This window comes from Pilosibacter sp. NGB245, from assembly GCF_057397225.1.
This window is the reverse complement of the sequence record NZ_CM171584.1, coordinates 3,412,079-3,427,458: the sequence shown is the minus strand read 5'-3', so window position 1 is coordinate 3,427,458 and position 15,380 is coordinate 3,412,079. Positions and strand designations below refer to the sequence as shown.

Sequence of the window (15,380 nt, the reverse complement as noted above, 5' to 3'; positions counted from 1 at the left end):
GTTCATTCATGCTGATGCGGGGCTAACATGTGTTTAGCAATATACAAGCTCCGTCAGAACAATTTCCTCTGCACGGTTATGAATGTTGTTCATGCGCCGTACCCATTCCATTTGATCGGTAGCTTTAAGTGCCTCGGTCACACCTTCCAGTCGTGCCATAGCTTCGCACATGATCTCCATACGCTGATTGCAGGATTTGTCTATCTCTGCAAGATGTTCATGCAGGGTGCAGCTTGTTAGGTAGTGTGCATAAAGGACGGGACGATGCTCTTTCAAGTAGCGGCGGCGCATACGGCCATACTTACCGATCTGATATTCCTCGGTCTCCGGCAGCGCAAGGTCGGGGATATAGTAATCGCCAACCTTCGTATATGTGCCGCCCATTTCTTCAAAAATAGACTTCATTTTCATGCTCCCTTCGTGCTAAAATGTCAGCAGTTATGCGGATTTTTTTCCTTTCCCACAACTGCCAGACCAATTCACCACAAATGAGCCGCCAGTCATGTAATAGTATTAGGCGGTAGAAACCACCCTCTACATATTACATCTTGGTTTGAAATACTGTTGGATTCCCCGTTTAATTCATCATCACGACTAAGACGTTCATACAACGCTGTCATGAATCCCTGTTTCTCTGTCATAGTCAGATGTCCTCCTTCCTTTGTTTATTAATTGCCTGTTCTCATCCCATATCCGTTCCTGTACCGGGTTCTGATGTTTCCGGGACGTATTAACCAGAAAAGACACGCTGAATGCCTATTCAGTTCTGGTATCACTACGGGCAGACTGTTTCGTTTTCAAGGTTCGTGTAAGAAGTAAAAAAGATTCTTACACTAAACGAAATGCTCAGAGGTCTTTTTACAGCCCCCTTACTGCATCTTTTTTGATTTCGTGTCATCTTTTTAAAGTTCCTTACACAATCTCTGTACTGACGAAACAAAATACGGACATGTTTTGAAATTGTTTTTTACAAAATACAATTTTGTTCTTTAAGGTAAAAAAATAAGCCTCAAGAGACTTTTTAATCATTTTGGAGCTCCAACTCTTTAAATTTGATTGATTAAGAAGTCTCTTCAAACTTACTACACCAGCCAGAACCTAGAGGATTTTAATCTGGATGGCGTGAGGGAGTATACCAAGCCGCTGTTTTCCATCCCGACGCATCAGTTTCTGTTCAATGCGGGGAGCATTGATGCCAAGTTTTATACGGATACCCTGCAGCTGGAGGATAGTGAGTATAACCTGATCCGGTATCCACAACGGGGAGTCTGCCTGTATAAATGTGGAAATGAGCGATATAACTTAATGGTAAATGCCCCGGAACACAAAGCCAGACTGTTCGGAAAGGCAGGAGGACGCTAAAAGGGGAGACTATGAATGGAGTTAAAGGAGCAGAAATTTGGCATTGAGATTGAGATGACCGGCATTACCCGTGCGAAAGCGGCTGAGGTAACGGCAGAGTATTTTGGAACTAGAGTCAAATATCTGGGAACCTATTACGATACCTATGCAGCCATTGACACGGAGGGGCGGCAGTGGAAGTTTATGAGTGATGGGAGTATAACAGCGCAGAAAAAATCGAATGGGAGAAAGATCAATGCAGGGAGAGAATATCAGACGGAGATGGTAAGTCCCATCTGTCGCTATGAGGATATTGTGACGATTCAGGAGATCATCCGGAAGCTGAAAGAGCATGGGGCACTGACGAATGGAAGCTGCGGTATCCATGTGCATATCAATGCGGAACCGTTTGATGCCAGAACCCTTCGTAATATCACTAATATCATGGCAGCCAAGGAAGATCTGATCTATAAAGCTCTGGGGGTGTCCGTGGATCGACAGCATCGGTGGTGTCAGCCAGTAGACACACGATTTTTGGAAGAATTAAACAGAAGAAAACCAAAGAGTATGGAGGCAGTGGAACGGATCTGGTATAACGGGGAGAGCCGCAGAGACCAGCATTATGATGATAGCCGCTATCATTGTCTGAACCTTCATTCTGTTTTTCAGAAAGGAACAGTGGAATTTCGTCTGTTCAATGGGACGCTTCATGCAGGCAAGATTAAGGCCTATATCCAGTTTTGTCTGGCGATTGGCGCCCAAGCGCTGAATCAGTCCTGCGCCAGCAGAAGAAAAACTCAGACCAGCAATGAGAAGTATACATTCCGCACTTGGCTTTTACGGCTAGGATTAAATGGGGAAGAATTCGCCACAGCTCGTCAACATCTGCTGGCAAATCTGCCGGGCTGTATTGCCTGGAAGGATCCGGCTCAGGCGGAAGCACAAAAGGAAAGAATGCGACAGAAGCGGGAGAAGGAATTGGCAGAACGGATCCAGAGACAGGAAACCATTCATCCAATTGAGGAATTAGAATCAGCTGGGGAAGCACAGGAATCCCCGGCTTTTTGTATGCGAATGTGACAGGAGGAAGCAAATTGAAAGGAAAACAAAGACTTTATATTGCCTATGGGAGCAATCTGAATCTGGAGCAGATGGCATTTCGTTGTCCGACTGCGAAGGTAGTAGGAAAGAGTGAATTAAAGGATTACGAACTGTTATTTCGGGGAGGCCGCAGGGGGGCTGTGGCAACCGTAGAACCTAAAGCAGGGAGTACTGTGCCGATACTGGTCTGGGAGATTCAGAAGAAAGACGAGGCATCGCTGGATCTTTATGAAGGGTATCCGAATTTCTATGATAAGCAGATGCTGGAGATTGAACTGGATGGAAAAATTGTTCCGGCCATGGTTTATGTGATGACACCAGGGCATTCATTTGGAATTCCCTCTGACTATTATTCCAATGTAATCTGGCAAGGGTACGAAACGGCAGGGTTTGAAACCCAGTTTCTGGAGGACGCAATCGAACATGCTTATCAGCTTGTACAGAAACAGGAAAGAGAGGGAGACTTCTATCAGCAGAGCCTGTTTCATATGGGGGGCTATGATGGAATGAAATAAATCCTGATGCGTCAGATGAATATCTCGATAAAAAGTGTGGAAGGAGTGATTTTATGGCCGTCTCAGCTGCCGCTGTGACAGCAAAACTGGTAGCGCTTACCCTATCTGACCGGAATGGGCGGACTGTGGTTTTTTCTGTTATTGCAGCATTAGTAACCCCTGTTATTTTAATTGCCACCATGATTATGTGCACGCTTTCTGGGACTGTAGACCATAACATTTCTGCTGTCCAGCTGTCCTTTCATGGAGGGTATTTGTCCTCAAAGGTGCCAGCAGAGTATCGGATGTACATCGAAAATATGCAGGACAGTTTTGAAAAACTGGATGGGGTGTTAAATGAAATTAATGGTATGGCAGAAGCCGAAGAAGTAGATCCCTACCAGGTAAAAGCGATTTTTTATGCCCTGTTTTTTGGTAAGGAGTACCCTCGGATGGATGAGGGGGACTATCGGGCATTCGCAGATTGTTTTGTAGAGTATGAGGAGAGGGAGGATGAAGAGGGAGAAACCTATACAGTTGCAATTCCAATCCAAAGCCTGAATATGGTCTACGGAAATCTTGCTGCAGAATTAAACCAGGAGGTTTCTCTGGAAGATAAAACGAATGTACAGCGCATCTATATGCTGGCAAAATACGGTGTGAGTGTACCAGGTGGAAATGGTCTTCCTCCCGGACAGGCTATGGGAGATGGGAGTTTTTCCGCGCTGATGGCAGAGGCAACCCGTTATATTGGTTATCCCTATGTATGGGGCGGTAGTTCTCCAGACACCAGTTTCGACTGCAGTGGATATATCTGTTGGGTCTACACGAGATCCGGGGTGTATCACCTTTCCCGAACAACAGCTCAGGGGATTTATGACCAGTGTGCGATTGTGTCAAGAGAGGAAGCTAGACCCGGAGATCTGGTGTTTTTTACGGGAACTTATGCATCTGCAGGGGCGGTCAGCCATGTGGGGATTTATGTTGGAGGCTCTAGGATGCTGCATTGTGGTTCGCCTATTGGCTATGCGGACCTTACTTCTCCTTACTGGAACAGCCATCTGTATGCTTTTGGAAGGCTGGCAACTATTCCGGAATGAGGCAGCTAAAAATGAAATTTGTGCAGATTTGCCTGGACAGTTTATGGATATGTGATATCGACTTTTAGAAAAAAGTTCGGTATTGTGTGTGGCTGAAAGGAGGGAAGTAACCGATGGATGAGATTATGGATCAGTTAAATCAGGTAATCGAAGAACGAGTTCTGGAGCTGAAGAGAAAAAGTGAAGAGGACAAGGTTCCCGCTTATTGCACAGAGACCAAGGAACATGTCCTCCGCATGGATCGAATTCTCAATAGCCTTTCAGAGGATGACCGGCAATGGTTGGATGACCAGCTTATGGCTAAAATGGATATACCGGAACAGGAGCGTTTGAGGTATTATAAGGCGGGTCTTGCAGATGCCATTGAACTAATCCATTATTTAAGAACCTGATGAAACGAGATCGGGCGGCTGTGTGAGCAGCCGCCTGATTTGCTTTCTGAAAGAAAAAGGAGATTTGAAATGAGAAATACTACGATCAATGTCAGTTTTAACACAGAAAAATTGGATGCGTTAAAGTTCCACATGGAAAAAAGGGACACCGATCTTCAGGGGGAATTAAATGATACAGTACAGAAACTGTATGAAAAATATGTCCCGCAGGCTACCCGTGAATATATTGATGACAAGGTGGCAAGAGAAATATCCACCAGAGAACGTACCCGTAGAGCTGATCGGACTGTAAGACGGGAGGAGTCCCAGCTGGAAGAATCAGAAATCGTATGATAACCAGAATAAAGAAAACGGAATCCCCAGTCATCCATGACATCCCCGTGTAGCCCCCTGTGTGCCCCTGTGTCGGGCTTTGGACAGCTAGGTGGCATCGTGGTACCCATACGAGGATTTTAAGCGGTGTTGGGCAAATGTGAGAGAAGGTTATGGAAACAGCAAGAACACGGGGGATATGGGATTCCTGAGTGGTTGGCAGGGTCGAAACGTGTGCAGGTTAAAGGGGGTATGCTGCTTTTGGCAGCCTACCCCTGGAAAACACCGACCGGCAAAGCCGTTCGGGAAATCTGGTTTGAATACTTTTGGAAAAGGCGGTCGAAAGAATGGTGCTGGATTTTTGAAAGTGGCAGGATTTTGGAGGAAATGAGAGAGATTTTGTGAATACCTGGTAAGGAGGGAACGATGGGGAGCGAAAATGCGAAAGTCCGTGTTGGGATTTATATTGAAAAAGCTATATTAGAACAGGCAGACGGGTTGTTGGAGACTGCCAATGTGCGTTCCAGAAACGAATTTGTAGCAGAAGCACTTAAATTCTATATGGGGTATCTTCTTGCAGGAAAAGCAGAAAATTATTTTTTGCAGTCACTGGCTTCTGTGCTTACGGGAACCGTTCAGGATAGTGAGAACCGTCTGGCCAGGATGGACTTTAAGATAGCAGTGGAATTGTCCAAGCTCTCACAGGTAATTGCCTACACCCATGATGTGGATGAAGAATCTTTAAACAGGCTGCACGTAAAATGTGTTGATGAAGTGAGACGGATCAATGGAACTGTGAAGTTTGAAGATGCGTATCATTATCAAAAGCGGGATGTGTAGATATTGTTGGAAAGGAAACGATGGAAAGAGAATTTATTTGTACTTCCCTCTAGTTGTGTGATGAATTTTCAGAAGAGATAAAAAATAGATTTGTCCTTTACGATGCAATAACTCATCGATTATAATATACTAAGAAATGAATCGAGGTGTAGAATTTTGAATGAGAGAGAACAAATCATTCAACTATGGTTCAAAATGTGGCTTACACAACAGGATCTTGGTATGGATGACATTTTTGCGGAAGACGTGATTTATACTGAAAGCTGGAGTCCAAAATATAATAACCGTCAAGTTGTAAAACATTGGTTTAATGAATGGAATACACGTGGCAAGGTGATGGAGTGGAAGATCAAGCAGTTCTTTCATAAAGATAACCAGACGGTTGTAGAGTGGTATTTTAAAAATGAAATGAATAATGGGAATATAGAGGAATTTGACGGAATGTCCTTGATTGTATGGACAGCAGATAATAAAATAAAATCATTAAAGGAGTTTGGATGTAACTTAAACAATTATAATCCTTATGAGGATAGTGATACGCCTAAATTTAGAGATGAAAAGACTAGTTGGTTTTAATCAGAAACAGAAAAATTATATGTGTTAATCTGGCCGAGGAGGCTTGATTATAAAAGTAAAGATAAAAACGCAACGTATGCAGTGATGCATACCAGAGCCGGTAGGTAGCCCGGCCGTCCTGCATATTAGGGTAAGTAACCTGCCCCTCCGGGTTGTCCATTCTTTGCTCATTTCAATCATTAAGGAGGGATTGCCATGAGTATAAGGACAGGCAAGCTGACAGTGTTTTTTGAGGAACCATTTTGGGTAGGTATTTTTGAGAGAGTTGAAAATGGGAAACTTTCCGTTTCCAAAGTAACATTTGGAACTGAACCAAAGGACTATGAGATTTGGGAGTTTGTGCTAAAGGAATATGATCGTTTGCAATTTAGTCCATCTGTGGAGGTTACTGCAAAGGAACTAACAAAAAACCCAAAGAAGCTCCAGCGTGAAATTCATAAACAAATGTTGGATAGGGGCGTTGGAACAAAATCTCAGCAAGCACTAAAGCTGCAGCAGGAACAAAGGAAACAGCAGCGTAAGTCTAAAAGCCGGGAAGACAAATTGGCAGAAGAGAAAAAAATGTTTGATTTAAAACAAAAAAAGAAAAAAGAGAAACATCGAGGGCATTAAGAATGTAATGTATTCTTACACAAAATTTGGTTTGAGGTAAACGATGGCATCAAGTAAAAATTATTTACAATTTGTTTTAGAGCAGCTGTCCGAGTTGGATGAAATTACATATCGGACGATGATGGGAGAGTTTATTATTTATTATCGTGGCAAGATTGTAGGAGGCATTTATGATGACAGACTGCTTGTAAAACCCACAAAGTCAGCAATTGCCTATATGACAGATCCGGTATATGAAGTACCTTATGAGGGAGCAAAAGAGATGCTGCTGGTAGAGGAGGTTGATCAGAAAGAATTTTTGACAGGACTGTTCCACGCGATGTATGATGAACTGCCGCTGCCCAAACCCAAAAAGAAAAAATAGGTATTGCGAAGGGAAAACAAATAAATGGACAAGGCAATTTTGTATATACATGGTAAAGGTGGAAATCCGAAAGAGGCAGAGTATTATAAAGCGCTCTTTGAAGAATATGATGTAATTGGTTTTGACTATTCCTCACAGTCACCTTGGGAAGCGAAAAAAGAGTTCCCCAGATTGTTTGATAACCTATGCGGAACATATGAAACGGTAACAGTGATTGCGAACAGCATTGGTGCTTTCTTTGCTATGAGTGCTTTGGCAGACAGCAAAATAGAGAAGGCATACTTTATTTCTCCGGTTGTAGACATGGAAAGATTGATTCGGAATATGATGCAGTGGGCGAATGTGACCGAAGATGACTTGCAGAAACAGAAAGAAATCCCGACATCCTTTGGGGAAACACTTTCCTGGGCTTATCTTTGTTATGTGAGGGAGCATCCTGTTACCTGGACTGTTCCAACGCACATTCTGTATGGAGAAAAGGATAACCTGACATCGTATGAAACAATAGCTGAGTTTGCAGATAGAATCGGAGCAACACTTACAGTTATGGAAAACGGGGAGCACTGGTTTCATACGAAAGAGCAGATGGACTTTCTTTCTGACTGGATCAAGCAATGTACATGATATGTTCAAATATTGAAACTATGTAACGGAAGAAGATGTGATAAAAAGTAAAAGGAGCCATGGTGTGTGATAAGCCATAGGTTCCTTTTTGCTTTCTAAAAAGGAGTAACATGACAAAACTTATTTTTACTTCCCGATATTTAAAAGATGCAAAACCATCTCAGAAAGAAAATTATGTCCATTACATTGGAACGCGGAAAGGGGTAGAGAAAATTGATACAAGTAAAAAGCACCTCCCAGCAACGGTGAGTCAAAAGAAGTTAGTGCATCAGCTCCTGCAGGATTTTCCGGCGACAAAAGAAATGCTGGAGTATGAAGATTATCAAAGAAAACCAACAATCGAAAATGCCTCGGAATTTATTTTCTGTGCATTGGAACAAAATCTTGATATAGCAGCGACGCGAAAAAATTATGTGGATTATCTGGCGCATCGTCCCCGTGTAGAAAAGATTGGTGAGCATGGTCTGTTTACAGATGAGGGAGAACCGGTGGTTCTTGGACAGGTGCAGAATCAAGTGGCAGATCACAAGGGAATTGTGTGGACCCATGTGATTTCCCTTCGGCGCGAGGATGCAGCCCGGTTAGGGTATGACAGTGCTGTTCAGTGGATGGCATTGCTGCGTTCCAAACGGGCAATGCTGTGTAAGCATATGAAAATTGACAGCGCCAATCTGAAATGGTACGCTGCATTTCATAATGAAAGCCATCATCCCCATGTTCATCTATTGGTGTACTCAGTAAAAGATGGAGAAGGGTATCTGACAAAGCAGTCGATTGAGGCCATGCGTTCTGAGCTGGCGCATGATATTTTCCGTCAGGATTTTGCAAATATTTATGAGGAACAGGCGCAGTCTCGTATGGATTTAAAGGAACGGTCGGAAGTTGTAATGAAGACATGGATAGATGAAATACGGGCGGGGACGCTTAAGAGTTCGGAAATTGAAACCAGTATGATGCAGCTTTCTAAACGGCTGCAGAATACAGGTGGGAAAAAGGTTTATGGCTACCTGAAGAGAGATGTGAAGGATCTGGTCGATCACATCGTAGACGAGTTGGAGAAAGATGACCGGGTGTCTGCCCTGTACCGGGAATGGGGGCTATGGCAGGATGAGATTGTGAAGACCTACCGAAAACAGACGGAAGAATTACCGCCTTTATCAAAACAGCCTAAATTAAAAAGTATCAAAAATATGGTGATTGCAGAAGCATTGAGGCTTGGCAGTCATCATTTTTTGTTTGAAGAGAATGAAGATGGATACTCAGAACCAAAGGACGATTTTTTTATACAAGAACCAAATCCGGTAGCAGAGCTGACAGGGGAACTAGATTCGGACTATGCGGAGGAGGAACTCAAGCAAGAGCTTTTTCCTAATGGCAGAAAAGAAAAATCCAGTTCCAACTGGTGGACAGATGGATATATACAGGCTAGGAATTATTTGTATGGCAGCGATTCTACATTACAGGATTTTGAAAAGGCATATCAGAAGTTCCTTCAGGAAGCAGAGCAGGGGAATGGGTTTGCCATGCACGACCTTGGCCGGATGTTTGCGGATGGCTTGGGACGGGATGCGGATGTTGGGCTGGCACAGAAATGGTATGAGAAAGCATTGGAAGCATTTCTTGTAAGAGAAGAATCCGTAAAGAAAAAGGAGAAACCCTATCTGCAATATCGTATTGGGAAAATGTATGCTTCTGGTTTGGGAGCAGAACAAAATTATGAAAAGGCGGCACACTGGTTTTCTCAGGCGGCTGCAATGGATCATAAGTATGCCCAGTATTCGCTGGCTGGGCTTTACCGGCGGGGCCGGGGGGTGGAGCAAAATGATATACGGGCGTTTTCTCTATATATGAGTTCAGCAGAGCAGGGAAATCCTTATGCCAGCCTGGAACTGGCGAAGATGTATAGGGATGGTTTGGGTACAGAGCCGGATTTACAGCAGGCAGAGTGGAGATTTCAGAATGCGTATTCCGGTTTTGTGGTTCTGGAAGAAAAAAGTCATGATGATAAACTCCAGTACCGGATTGGTCAGATGCTTCATACTGGAACGGGAACCAGCAAAGATGATGAGGGGGCGGCCAGGTATTGGGAAAAGTCTGCAAAGCTGGGGAATATCAATGCTCAGTATGCACTTGGAACACTCTGGCTGGAAACGGGAAGTGGAGACAGCGGCCAGGCAGTGGAATGGCTTACAAAAGCAGCAAATGCAGAGCACTCAGCTGCCCAGTATGTGTTGGGGAAATTATACCAGGATGGTGTGTATTTTAATAAAGATATGGATCAGGCCATGAAATGGTTCCGCTCTGCAGCGGAACTTGGAAATGAATATGCTGCATATCGGATGGGATGTTTGTTGCTTTTGGGGGAGGAAATACCGAAGGATGTGGAAGCGGCTGTGAAGTGGCTCAGCCTGTCAGCGGAAAAAGGAAATCCGTATGCGCAGTATCGGCTTGGAATGCTATATCTCAAGGGGGAAGAGTATTCTCCTCAAGTGGAAGTGGCAATGAAATGGCTTCAACAGGCAGCGGAGCAGAAAAATGAATGGGCCTTTTATCAGTTAGGGAAGTTATATCTTTCAGGAGAACATGTAACGAAAAATGTGGAAACAGCAGTACATTACCTAGGACTATGTGCGGAAAAAGGAAACCAGTATGCCCAGTATGTATTGGGAAAGTTATATCTCTGTGGCAGAGATGTTTCCCGTGATCGGGAAAAGGCAGTGGAATATCTGACAGCATCGGCAGAACAAGGAAATCTGTATGCCAGTTTTTTACTGGAACATCTGGATGCATATCAGGATCCGTCCTTGTTTCTGGCAGCAACCAGACTGCTTCATCATCTGGAAAAGCTGTTTTGCGAAGAAGTACAGAGACCAATGGAAATGAAGCGGTATCAGATTGACCGGAAACGACGCAGGAAACTGTTAGAGAAAAAGCAGGCTCAAGGACATCATAGGGAGGATCAGGAGCCGGCACAAGGTATTTATTGACGAAGGAGGATGGCATGGGAGAATTTGTTTATTTTACGGAAGAACAGAAACAGAGGGCCAATGCGGTGGATCTGGAAGATTTTCTTTCCAGGCAGGGGGAAAAGCTGCTTCGTTCTGGAAGAGAAAAGCGCCTGGCCAGTGATCACAGTATTACAGTGAGGGGAAATCGATGGTATGATCACGCGACAGAAAAGGGAGGCTGTGCCATTGACTTTGTGCGGATGTTTTATAACCAGAGCTTTCCGGACGCAGTTACAATGCTGCTTGGCGGAGAACAGGGAGTTGCATACCGGGAAAGCGTGAATCAGCAACTAGAACCGAAAAAGCCATTCGTACTTCCAGAGGCGAACCAGACCATGCACCGTGCTTTTGCGTATCTGATAAAGACAAGGTGTGTGGATCCTAAAGTAGTATCTGTATTTGCAGGAAAACACATGATTTATGAAGATGTCAAATATCATAATGTTGTGTTTGTGGGTTTTGATTCAGATGGAATTCCACGCCATGCACATAAAAGGGGAACCTGTCAGAAGGGACAACCATTTAAGGGGAATGTAGAAGGATGTGATCCAAGGTACAGTTTTCGTTGGATTGGGAAGAGTAATACCGTGTATGTATTTGAGGCACCGATTGATATGCTGTCTTTTATTTCCATGTATCAAAAGGGGTGGATGGATCATAGTTATGTGGCACTCTGTGGGGTGGCAGAACATGCGTTGATGCAGCTTTTGAATGATGCACCGCACATCTCCCAAATTGCTTTATGTCTGGATCATGATAAGGCGGGAATCCAGGCAAGGGAACGGATAAAGAAAAACCTGTCTGAGCGGGGATACCATATGGTATTCTCGCTTTTTTCAAATCTTAAGGATTGGAATGAGGATCTTCAAGAACTGAAGAAGCCACCGCCGGAATATATGAATAGACAGCAGACAGTTATACAGATGATGTGAGAGGAGGGGAGTAGGATACAGGGAGTCATTATATTTATTTGTATAGGTTTGGGGATGTTCGCTGTAATCGGCAGTCTGGTAATGATATCAAATCATTATACCTTAAACGGAATTAAATCGAGAACGGTAGGAGACGGGCAGTATGGAACTGCACGGTTTGCAACGGAAAAGGAAATACGGGAAACGTATGCACATGTACCATATGAACCGGAACAATGGAGAGCAGGAAAGCATCTACCAAAAGAGCAGGGGCTGGTAGTTGGATGCAAAAAGAAAGGAAATTCCATTTCAGCACTGGTAGACAGTGGAGATATTCACTGTCTCATGATCGGGGCAGCAGGAGTGGGTAAGACCGCAAACTTCTTATACCCCAATATCGAATATGCCTGTGCTTCAGGAATGAGTTTCCTCACCACAGACACGAAGGGCGATCTGTTTCGTAATTATGCAGGTATAGCCAAGGAATATTATGGCTATCGGATTTCCATTCTGGATTTACGAAATCCCACCCGTTCTGATGGCAACAATATCCTGACGCTGGTTAATAAATACATGGATGAGTATTTAAAGAATCCTGAAAATCTGGCAGCAAAGGCAAGAGCAGAGAAGTATGCGAAAATTACAGCTAAAACAATTATCTGCTCTGAAGGGGCTTCTGCCAGCAGTTATGGACAAAATGCTTTTTTCTATGATGCAGCAGAAGGTTTGCTGACTTCTGTGATTCTGTTGATTGCAGAGTATTGCCCGCCAGAGAAACGCCATATCATTTCTGTGTTCAAGCTGATTCAGGATCTTCTGGCGCCATCCCCCGTGAAGAACCGGAGCCTGTTCCAGTTACTTATGGATAAGCTGCCACCTACTCACAAGGCGAAGTGGTTTGCAGGAGCAGCTTTAAATTCTGCGGATCAGGCAATGGCCTCTGTGCTATCCACAACAATGTCCAGATTGAATGCGTTTCTGGATTCTGAGATGGAACAGATCCTGTGCTTTGAGAGTACTTTGGACACGGAAACATTCTGTAGGGAAAAGTCAGCAATTTTTATTGTGCTGCCGGAAGAAGATAACACGAAGTATTTTATGGTATCCCTGTTTTTACAACAGCTTTACCGGGAAATGTTGACGATTGCAGATGAACATCGAGGAAAGCTGCCCAACAGAGTCATGATGTTTGCAGATGAAATCGGAACCATACCAAAAATTGAATCCATGGAGATGATGTTTTCCGCAGGCCGTTCAAGACGGATCAGCATGGTTCCTATCATTCAAAGCTTTGCGCAGTTGGAAAAGAATTATGGAAAAGAAGGTTCCAGTATTATCATCGATAACTGCCAGGATATTTTGTTTGGAGGTTTTGCACCAAACTCAGAGAGCGCAGAAATCTTATCAAAAGCATTGGGAAACAGAACGGTGTTGTCTGGTTCTATATCCAGAGGAAAAAATGACCCCAGCCAGAGCCTGCAAATGATGAGCAGACCATTAATGGCGCCGGAGGAGTTAAAGACCTTGCCAAAAGGGAATTTCATTCTTGCTAAGACAGGGGTATGCCCTATGAAGACAAGACTTCCTTTGTTTTTAAAATGGGGTATCCGGTTTGAGGAGGTTTATGAAGTCCCGGAACAGGCAGCAAGAGAGGTTGTATATGCTGACCGATTGGAATTGGAGGAGGAAATAGTAAGGCGGTCTGATTTTGATGAGGAATACTTATGGAGGGGATCTGTTGAAAGCGGAAAGTTGGAGGAGGCTTCTTTTTTAGGGGGAAAGGCTCATGGAGAGACAGCGAAGGAAAAACAGCATAAGGCAGCTACTCGAAGACTACCTCTTAGAACTGATTAGCAGAGAGGAGAACAGATGGCTTATTTTTCTAAAATTTATTCTTCAGATCTGCCTCATCGGGCTAAAGCTGTGTATATGTATTTGAAAGACCGGAGTAATACAGACGGACAATGCTATCCTGCGATTGGTACTATCGCAAAGGAATTAAACCTATCACGGAGAACTGTAGAGCGGGCGATTCAGGATCTGGTAAAGGCTGGGCTTATAAAAAAGGAACAGAGGTGGCGTGAAAACGGAGGAAAAAGCAGTCTTTTGTATACGCTGATAGACAGCAGCTAAAAGATACGCCACCAAGGGATCAGTTTGTTTTCTTGGTGGCATATGGGATATGGCAATATGACATATGAAGAGAAGGTATCACTTGAAGAAATATAATAATCAGAGAAAAAATTAGACAGTTATCTATAAAAAAAGAAGGTGAGTGTGAGGTTAATGCGTATCAATTTTTGGTGAATATAAAACAACTTAGGGTAAGAAAAATATTCCCGAATAAAACAATATGTGGTATAATAAAAGACAATGCTATGTGAATAAAAAGGGTGTTGCGATGAATCAATATATTGGACAGCAATTTGCTGCTTTAAGATACGAAAAAAATATTTTGGTTGTTGAAGAAACTACATCTGCTGGTGGATGCGGCTCCTTCAACGCGGCTTCTTCATGTCCTGCGTCAGCCTGTCTTTATGACAGTGCGGCGTGGGGCTTTTTTATTGCCTGAAAGGAGTATGAGAACATGAGTCTGAAATATACCTGCCCCAGCTGTGGAACCCCCTTGGGTTATGAGGGATTGTGTTGGAAATGTAAGTGCGAGCAAGAACGGCAAGCTGCTCTTGCCTGGACGCCGGAACAAATCACGAAGAAACAGAAAAACCTGATCCAGAACATCCAGAGGCTGGCTGATATGGAGGACCCGGAGTTCACCGACTTTTGGCAGTTGCTTGGCTACCATGATGCCATCACCCCGGAGATTCAGCGAGTGGCACTGGCCGCAGAGGTGTTCTGGCCGTGTGAAATCTATTATCACGCTCCCGCCGATGTGCGGGATGGTCTGATCCATGCGCTGTTGTCTGCGGAATATTCCAGCGCGGCTTCCAACCTGATGAGTTGCCTTGCTATGCAGGGAGATGACAAGGCAATGGAGACGCTGCTGGAGCTGGAGCGAAATCCCCGGCCCTGGCGCAAGGGCCTCTATGTGGACCCATCCAGCTATGCGCAGATCGGAGGCTGGACCTTCAACAAGGAGGGCCAGAAAATCCAACTCAACTTCGACACTTGCTATCCTATGGTCAAAGGAACCACCGATGAGAAATCTCCCGTCCGCATTGGCCGGGCAAGGGAGGACACATGCCCCCACTGTGGCGGGCGCATGGTGGACATGCTGGTATTGGACGGCCGGGATGAGCGGCTCCGGTTCCTGGGACTGGACGGCATCTTGACCGCCACCTGCTGCCCCAGCTGTGTGGGATTTCTCAAAGGCCCCGCCTTCAACCGGTTCACCCTGGATGGCGGCGTGGAGGTCTTCCCCTCCGAACTCTTTGACGGGGCGGAGAAGACGGATTGCTATGTCAGTTCCGAGGACTACAAGGCCCTCACGGAAAATCCCTTTGTGCTGGGCGAAGCGCCTGTGCCCCTGTTTTACGGCGCGGCCTGCCAGGATGTGAACACCATCGGCGGCTTTGCCAACTGGGTGCAGGACGCGGAATATACCACCTGCCCCCACTGCGGCAAACCCATGAAGTATCTGGCTCAGATCCAGTGGGATACGGTGTTTGATTGTGCGGAGGGCACGCTCTATGTGGAGTTCTGCTCGGACTGCCAGATCGTATCCATGCAGCACCAGCAGACCTGAGA

Annotated in this window: 16 protein-coding genes and 3 pseudogenes; 17 read left to right on the top strand and 2 right to left on the bottom strand. The window is 44.7% G+C overall.

Annotated features, from left to right (window positions below):
* Positions 1–33 precede the first annotated feature (33 nt).
* On the bottom strand, positions 34–405 hold the full coding sequence (locus ACXMYH_RS15405; RefSeq protein ID WP_055145291.1) for a TnpV protein: 372 nt from the start codon (positions 403–405) through the stop codon (positions 34–36).
* A gap of 143 nt (positions 406–548) precedes the next feature.
* Positions 549–620, bottom strand: a pseudogene (locus ACXMYH_RS15400) (recombinase family protein); the annotation flags it as partial.
* A 466-nt stretch (positions 621–1,086) separates the two neighbouring features.
* Here ACXMYH_RS15400 and ACXMYH_RS15395 point away from each other — a divergent pair.
* From ACXMYH_RS15395 to ACXMYH_RS15315, 17 genes and pseudogenes are all read left to right on the top strand, one after another.
* Positions 1,087–1,362, top strand: a pseudogene (locus ACXMYH_RS15395) (type VI secretion protein); the annotation flags it as partial.
* Between the two features lie 15 nt (positions 1,363–1,377).
* Positions 1,378–2,421 (top strand): amidoligase family protein, encoded by a 1,044-nt coding sequence (locus ACXMYH_RS15390; RefSeq protein ID WP_002593802.1) that lies wholly within the window; start codon positions 1,378–1,380, stop codon positions 2,419–2,421.
* Between the two features lie 71 nt (positions 2,422–2,492).
* Positions 2,493–2,957 carry a gamma-glutamylcyclotransferase family protein gene (locus ACXMYH_RS15385; protein WP_044944792.1) on the top strand — a complete coding sequence of 155 codons (465 nt, stop codon included), beginning with the start codon at positions 2,493–2,495 and terminating at the stop codon, positions 2,955–2,957.
* A 692-nt stretch (positions 2,958–3,649) separates the two neighbouring features.
* A pseudogene (locus ACXMYH_RS15380) lies at positions 3,650–4,036 on the top strand (C40 family peptidase); the annotation flags it as partial.
* 113 nt (positions 4,037–4,149) lie between these two features.
* Complete coding sequence (locus ACXMYH_RS15375) at positions 4,150–4,428, top strand: hypothetical protein (protein WP_002593799.1); 279 nt, start codon at positions 4,150–4,152, stop codon at positions 4,426–4,428.
* Positions 4,429–4,497: 69 nt separating this feature from the next.
* Positions 4,498–4,761: a DUF6103 family protein gene (locus ACXMYH_RS15370; protein WP_002593798.1), complete on the top strand. Its 264-nt coding sequence runs from the start codon at positions 4,498–4,500 to the stop codon at positions 4,759–4,761.
* 405 nt (positions 4,762–5,166) lie between these two features.
* Complete coding sequence (locus ACXMYH_RS15365; RefSeq protein ID WP_002593797.1) at positions 5,167–5,580, top strand: hypothetical protein; 414 nt, start codon at positions 5,167–5,169, stop codon at positions 5,578–5,580.
* A 156-nt stretch (positions 5,581–5,736) separates the two neighbouring features.
* Positions 5,737–6,156, top strand: coding sequence for a nuclear transport factor 2 family protein (locus ACXMYH_RS15360; protein WP_002593796.1), 420 nt, complete (start codon positions 5,737–5,739; stop codon positions 6,154–6,156).
* Positions 6,157–6,351: 195 nt separating this feature from the next.
* Positions 6,352–6,768 (top strand): YjdF family protein, encoded by a 417-nt coding sequence (locus tag ACXMYH_RS15355; RefSeq protein WP_002593795.1) that lies wholly within the window; start codon positions 6,352–6,354, stop codon positions 6,766–6,768.
* Positions 6,769–6,811: 43 nt separating this feature from the next.
* Complete coding sequence (locus ACXMYH_RS15350) at positions 6,812–7,132, top strand: TfoX/Sxy family protein (protein ID WP_002593794.1); 321 nt, start codon at positions 6,812–6,814, stop codon at positions 7,130–7,132.
* Between the two features lie 24 nt (positions 7,133–7,156).
* Positions 7,157–7,756, top strand: coding sequence for an alpha/beta hydrolase (locus ACXMYH_RS15345; RefSeq protein ID WP_002593793.1), 600 nt, complete (start codon positions 7,157–7,159; stop codon positions 7,754–7,756).
* A 110-nt stretch (positions 7,757–7,866) separates the two neighbouring features.
* Positions 7,867–10,743: a MobP3 family relaxase gene (gene mobP3, locus ACXMYH_RS15340; protein WP_002593792.1), complete on the top strand. Its 2,877-nt coding sequence runs from the start codon at positions 7,867–7,869 to the stop codon at positions 10,741–10,743.
* A gap of 14 nt (positions 10,744–10,757) precedes the next feature.
* On the top strand, positions 10,758–11,696 hold the full coding sequence (locus ACXMYH_RS15335) for a DUF3991 and toprim domain-containing protein (protein ID WP_002593791.1): 939 nt from the start codon (positions 10,758–10,760) through the stop codon (positions 11,694–11,696).
* Between the two features lie 54 nt (positions 11,697–11,750).
* On the top strand, positions 11,751–13,529 hold the full coding sequence (locus ACXMYH_RS15330) for a VirD4-like conjugal transfer protein, CD1115 family (RefSeq protein WP_486555195.1): 1,779 nt from the start codon (positions 11,751–11,753) through the stop codon (positions 13,527–13,529).
* A gap of 15 nt (positions 13,530–13,544) precedes the next feature.
* The gene (locus ACXMYH_RS15325; RefSeq protein WP_002593789.1) at positions 13,545–13,808 is read left to right on the top strand and encodes a helix-turn-helix domain-containing protein; all 264 of its coding nucleotides are present in this window, start codon (positions 13,545–13,547) and stop codon (positions 13,806–13,808) included.
* 268 nt (positions 13,809–14,076) lie between these two features.
* Entirely contained in the window at positions 14,077–14,247 is a 171-nt protein-coding gene (locus ACXMYH_RS15320; protein WP_166434145.1) for a hypothetical protein, read from the top strand.
* A 15-nt stretch (positions 14,248–14,262) separates the two neighbouring features.
* Positions 14,263–15,378, top strand: coding sequence for a hypothetical protein (locus ACXMYH_RS15315; protein ID WP_002593788.1), 1,116 nt, complete (start codon positions 14,263–14,265; stop codon positions 15,376–15,378).
* Positions 15,379–15,380 lie beyond the last annotated feature (2 nt).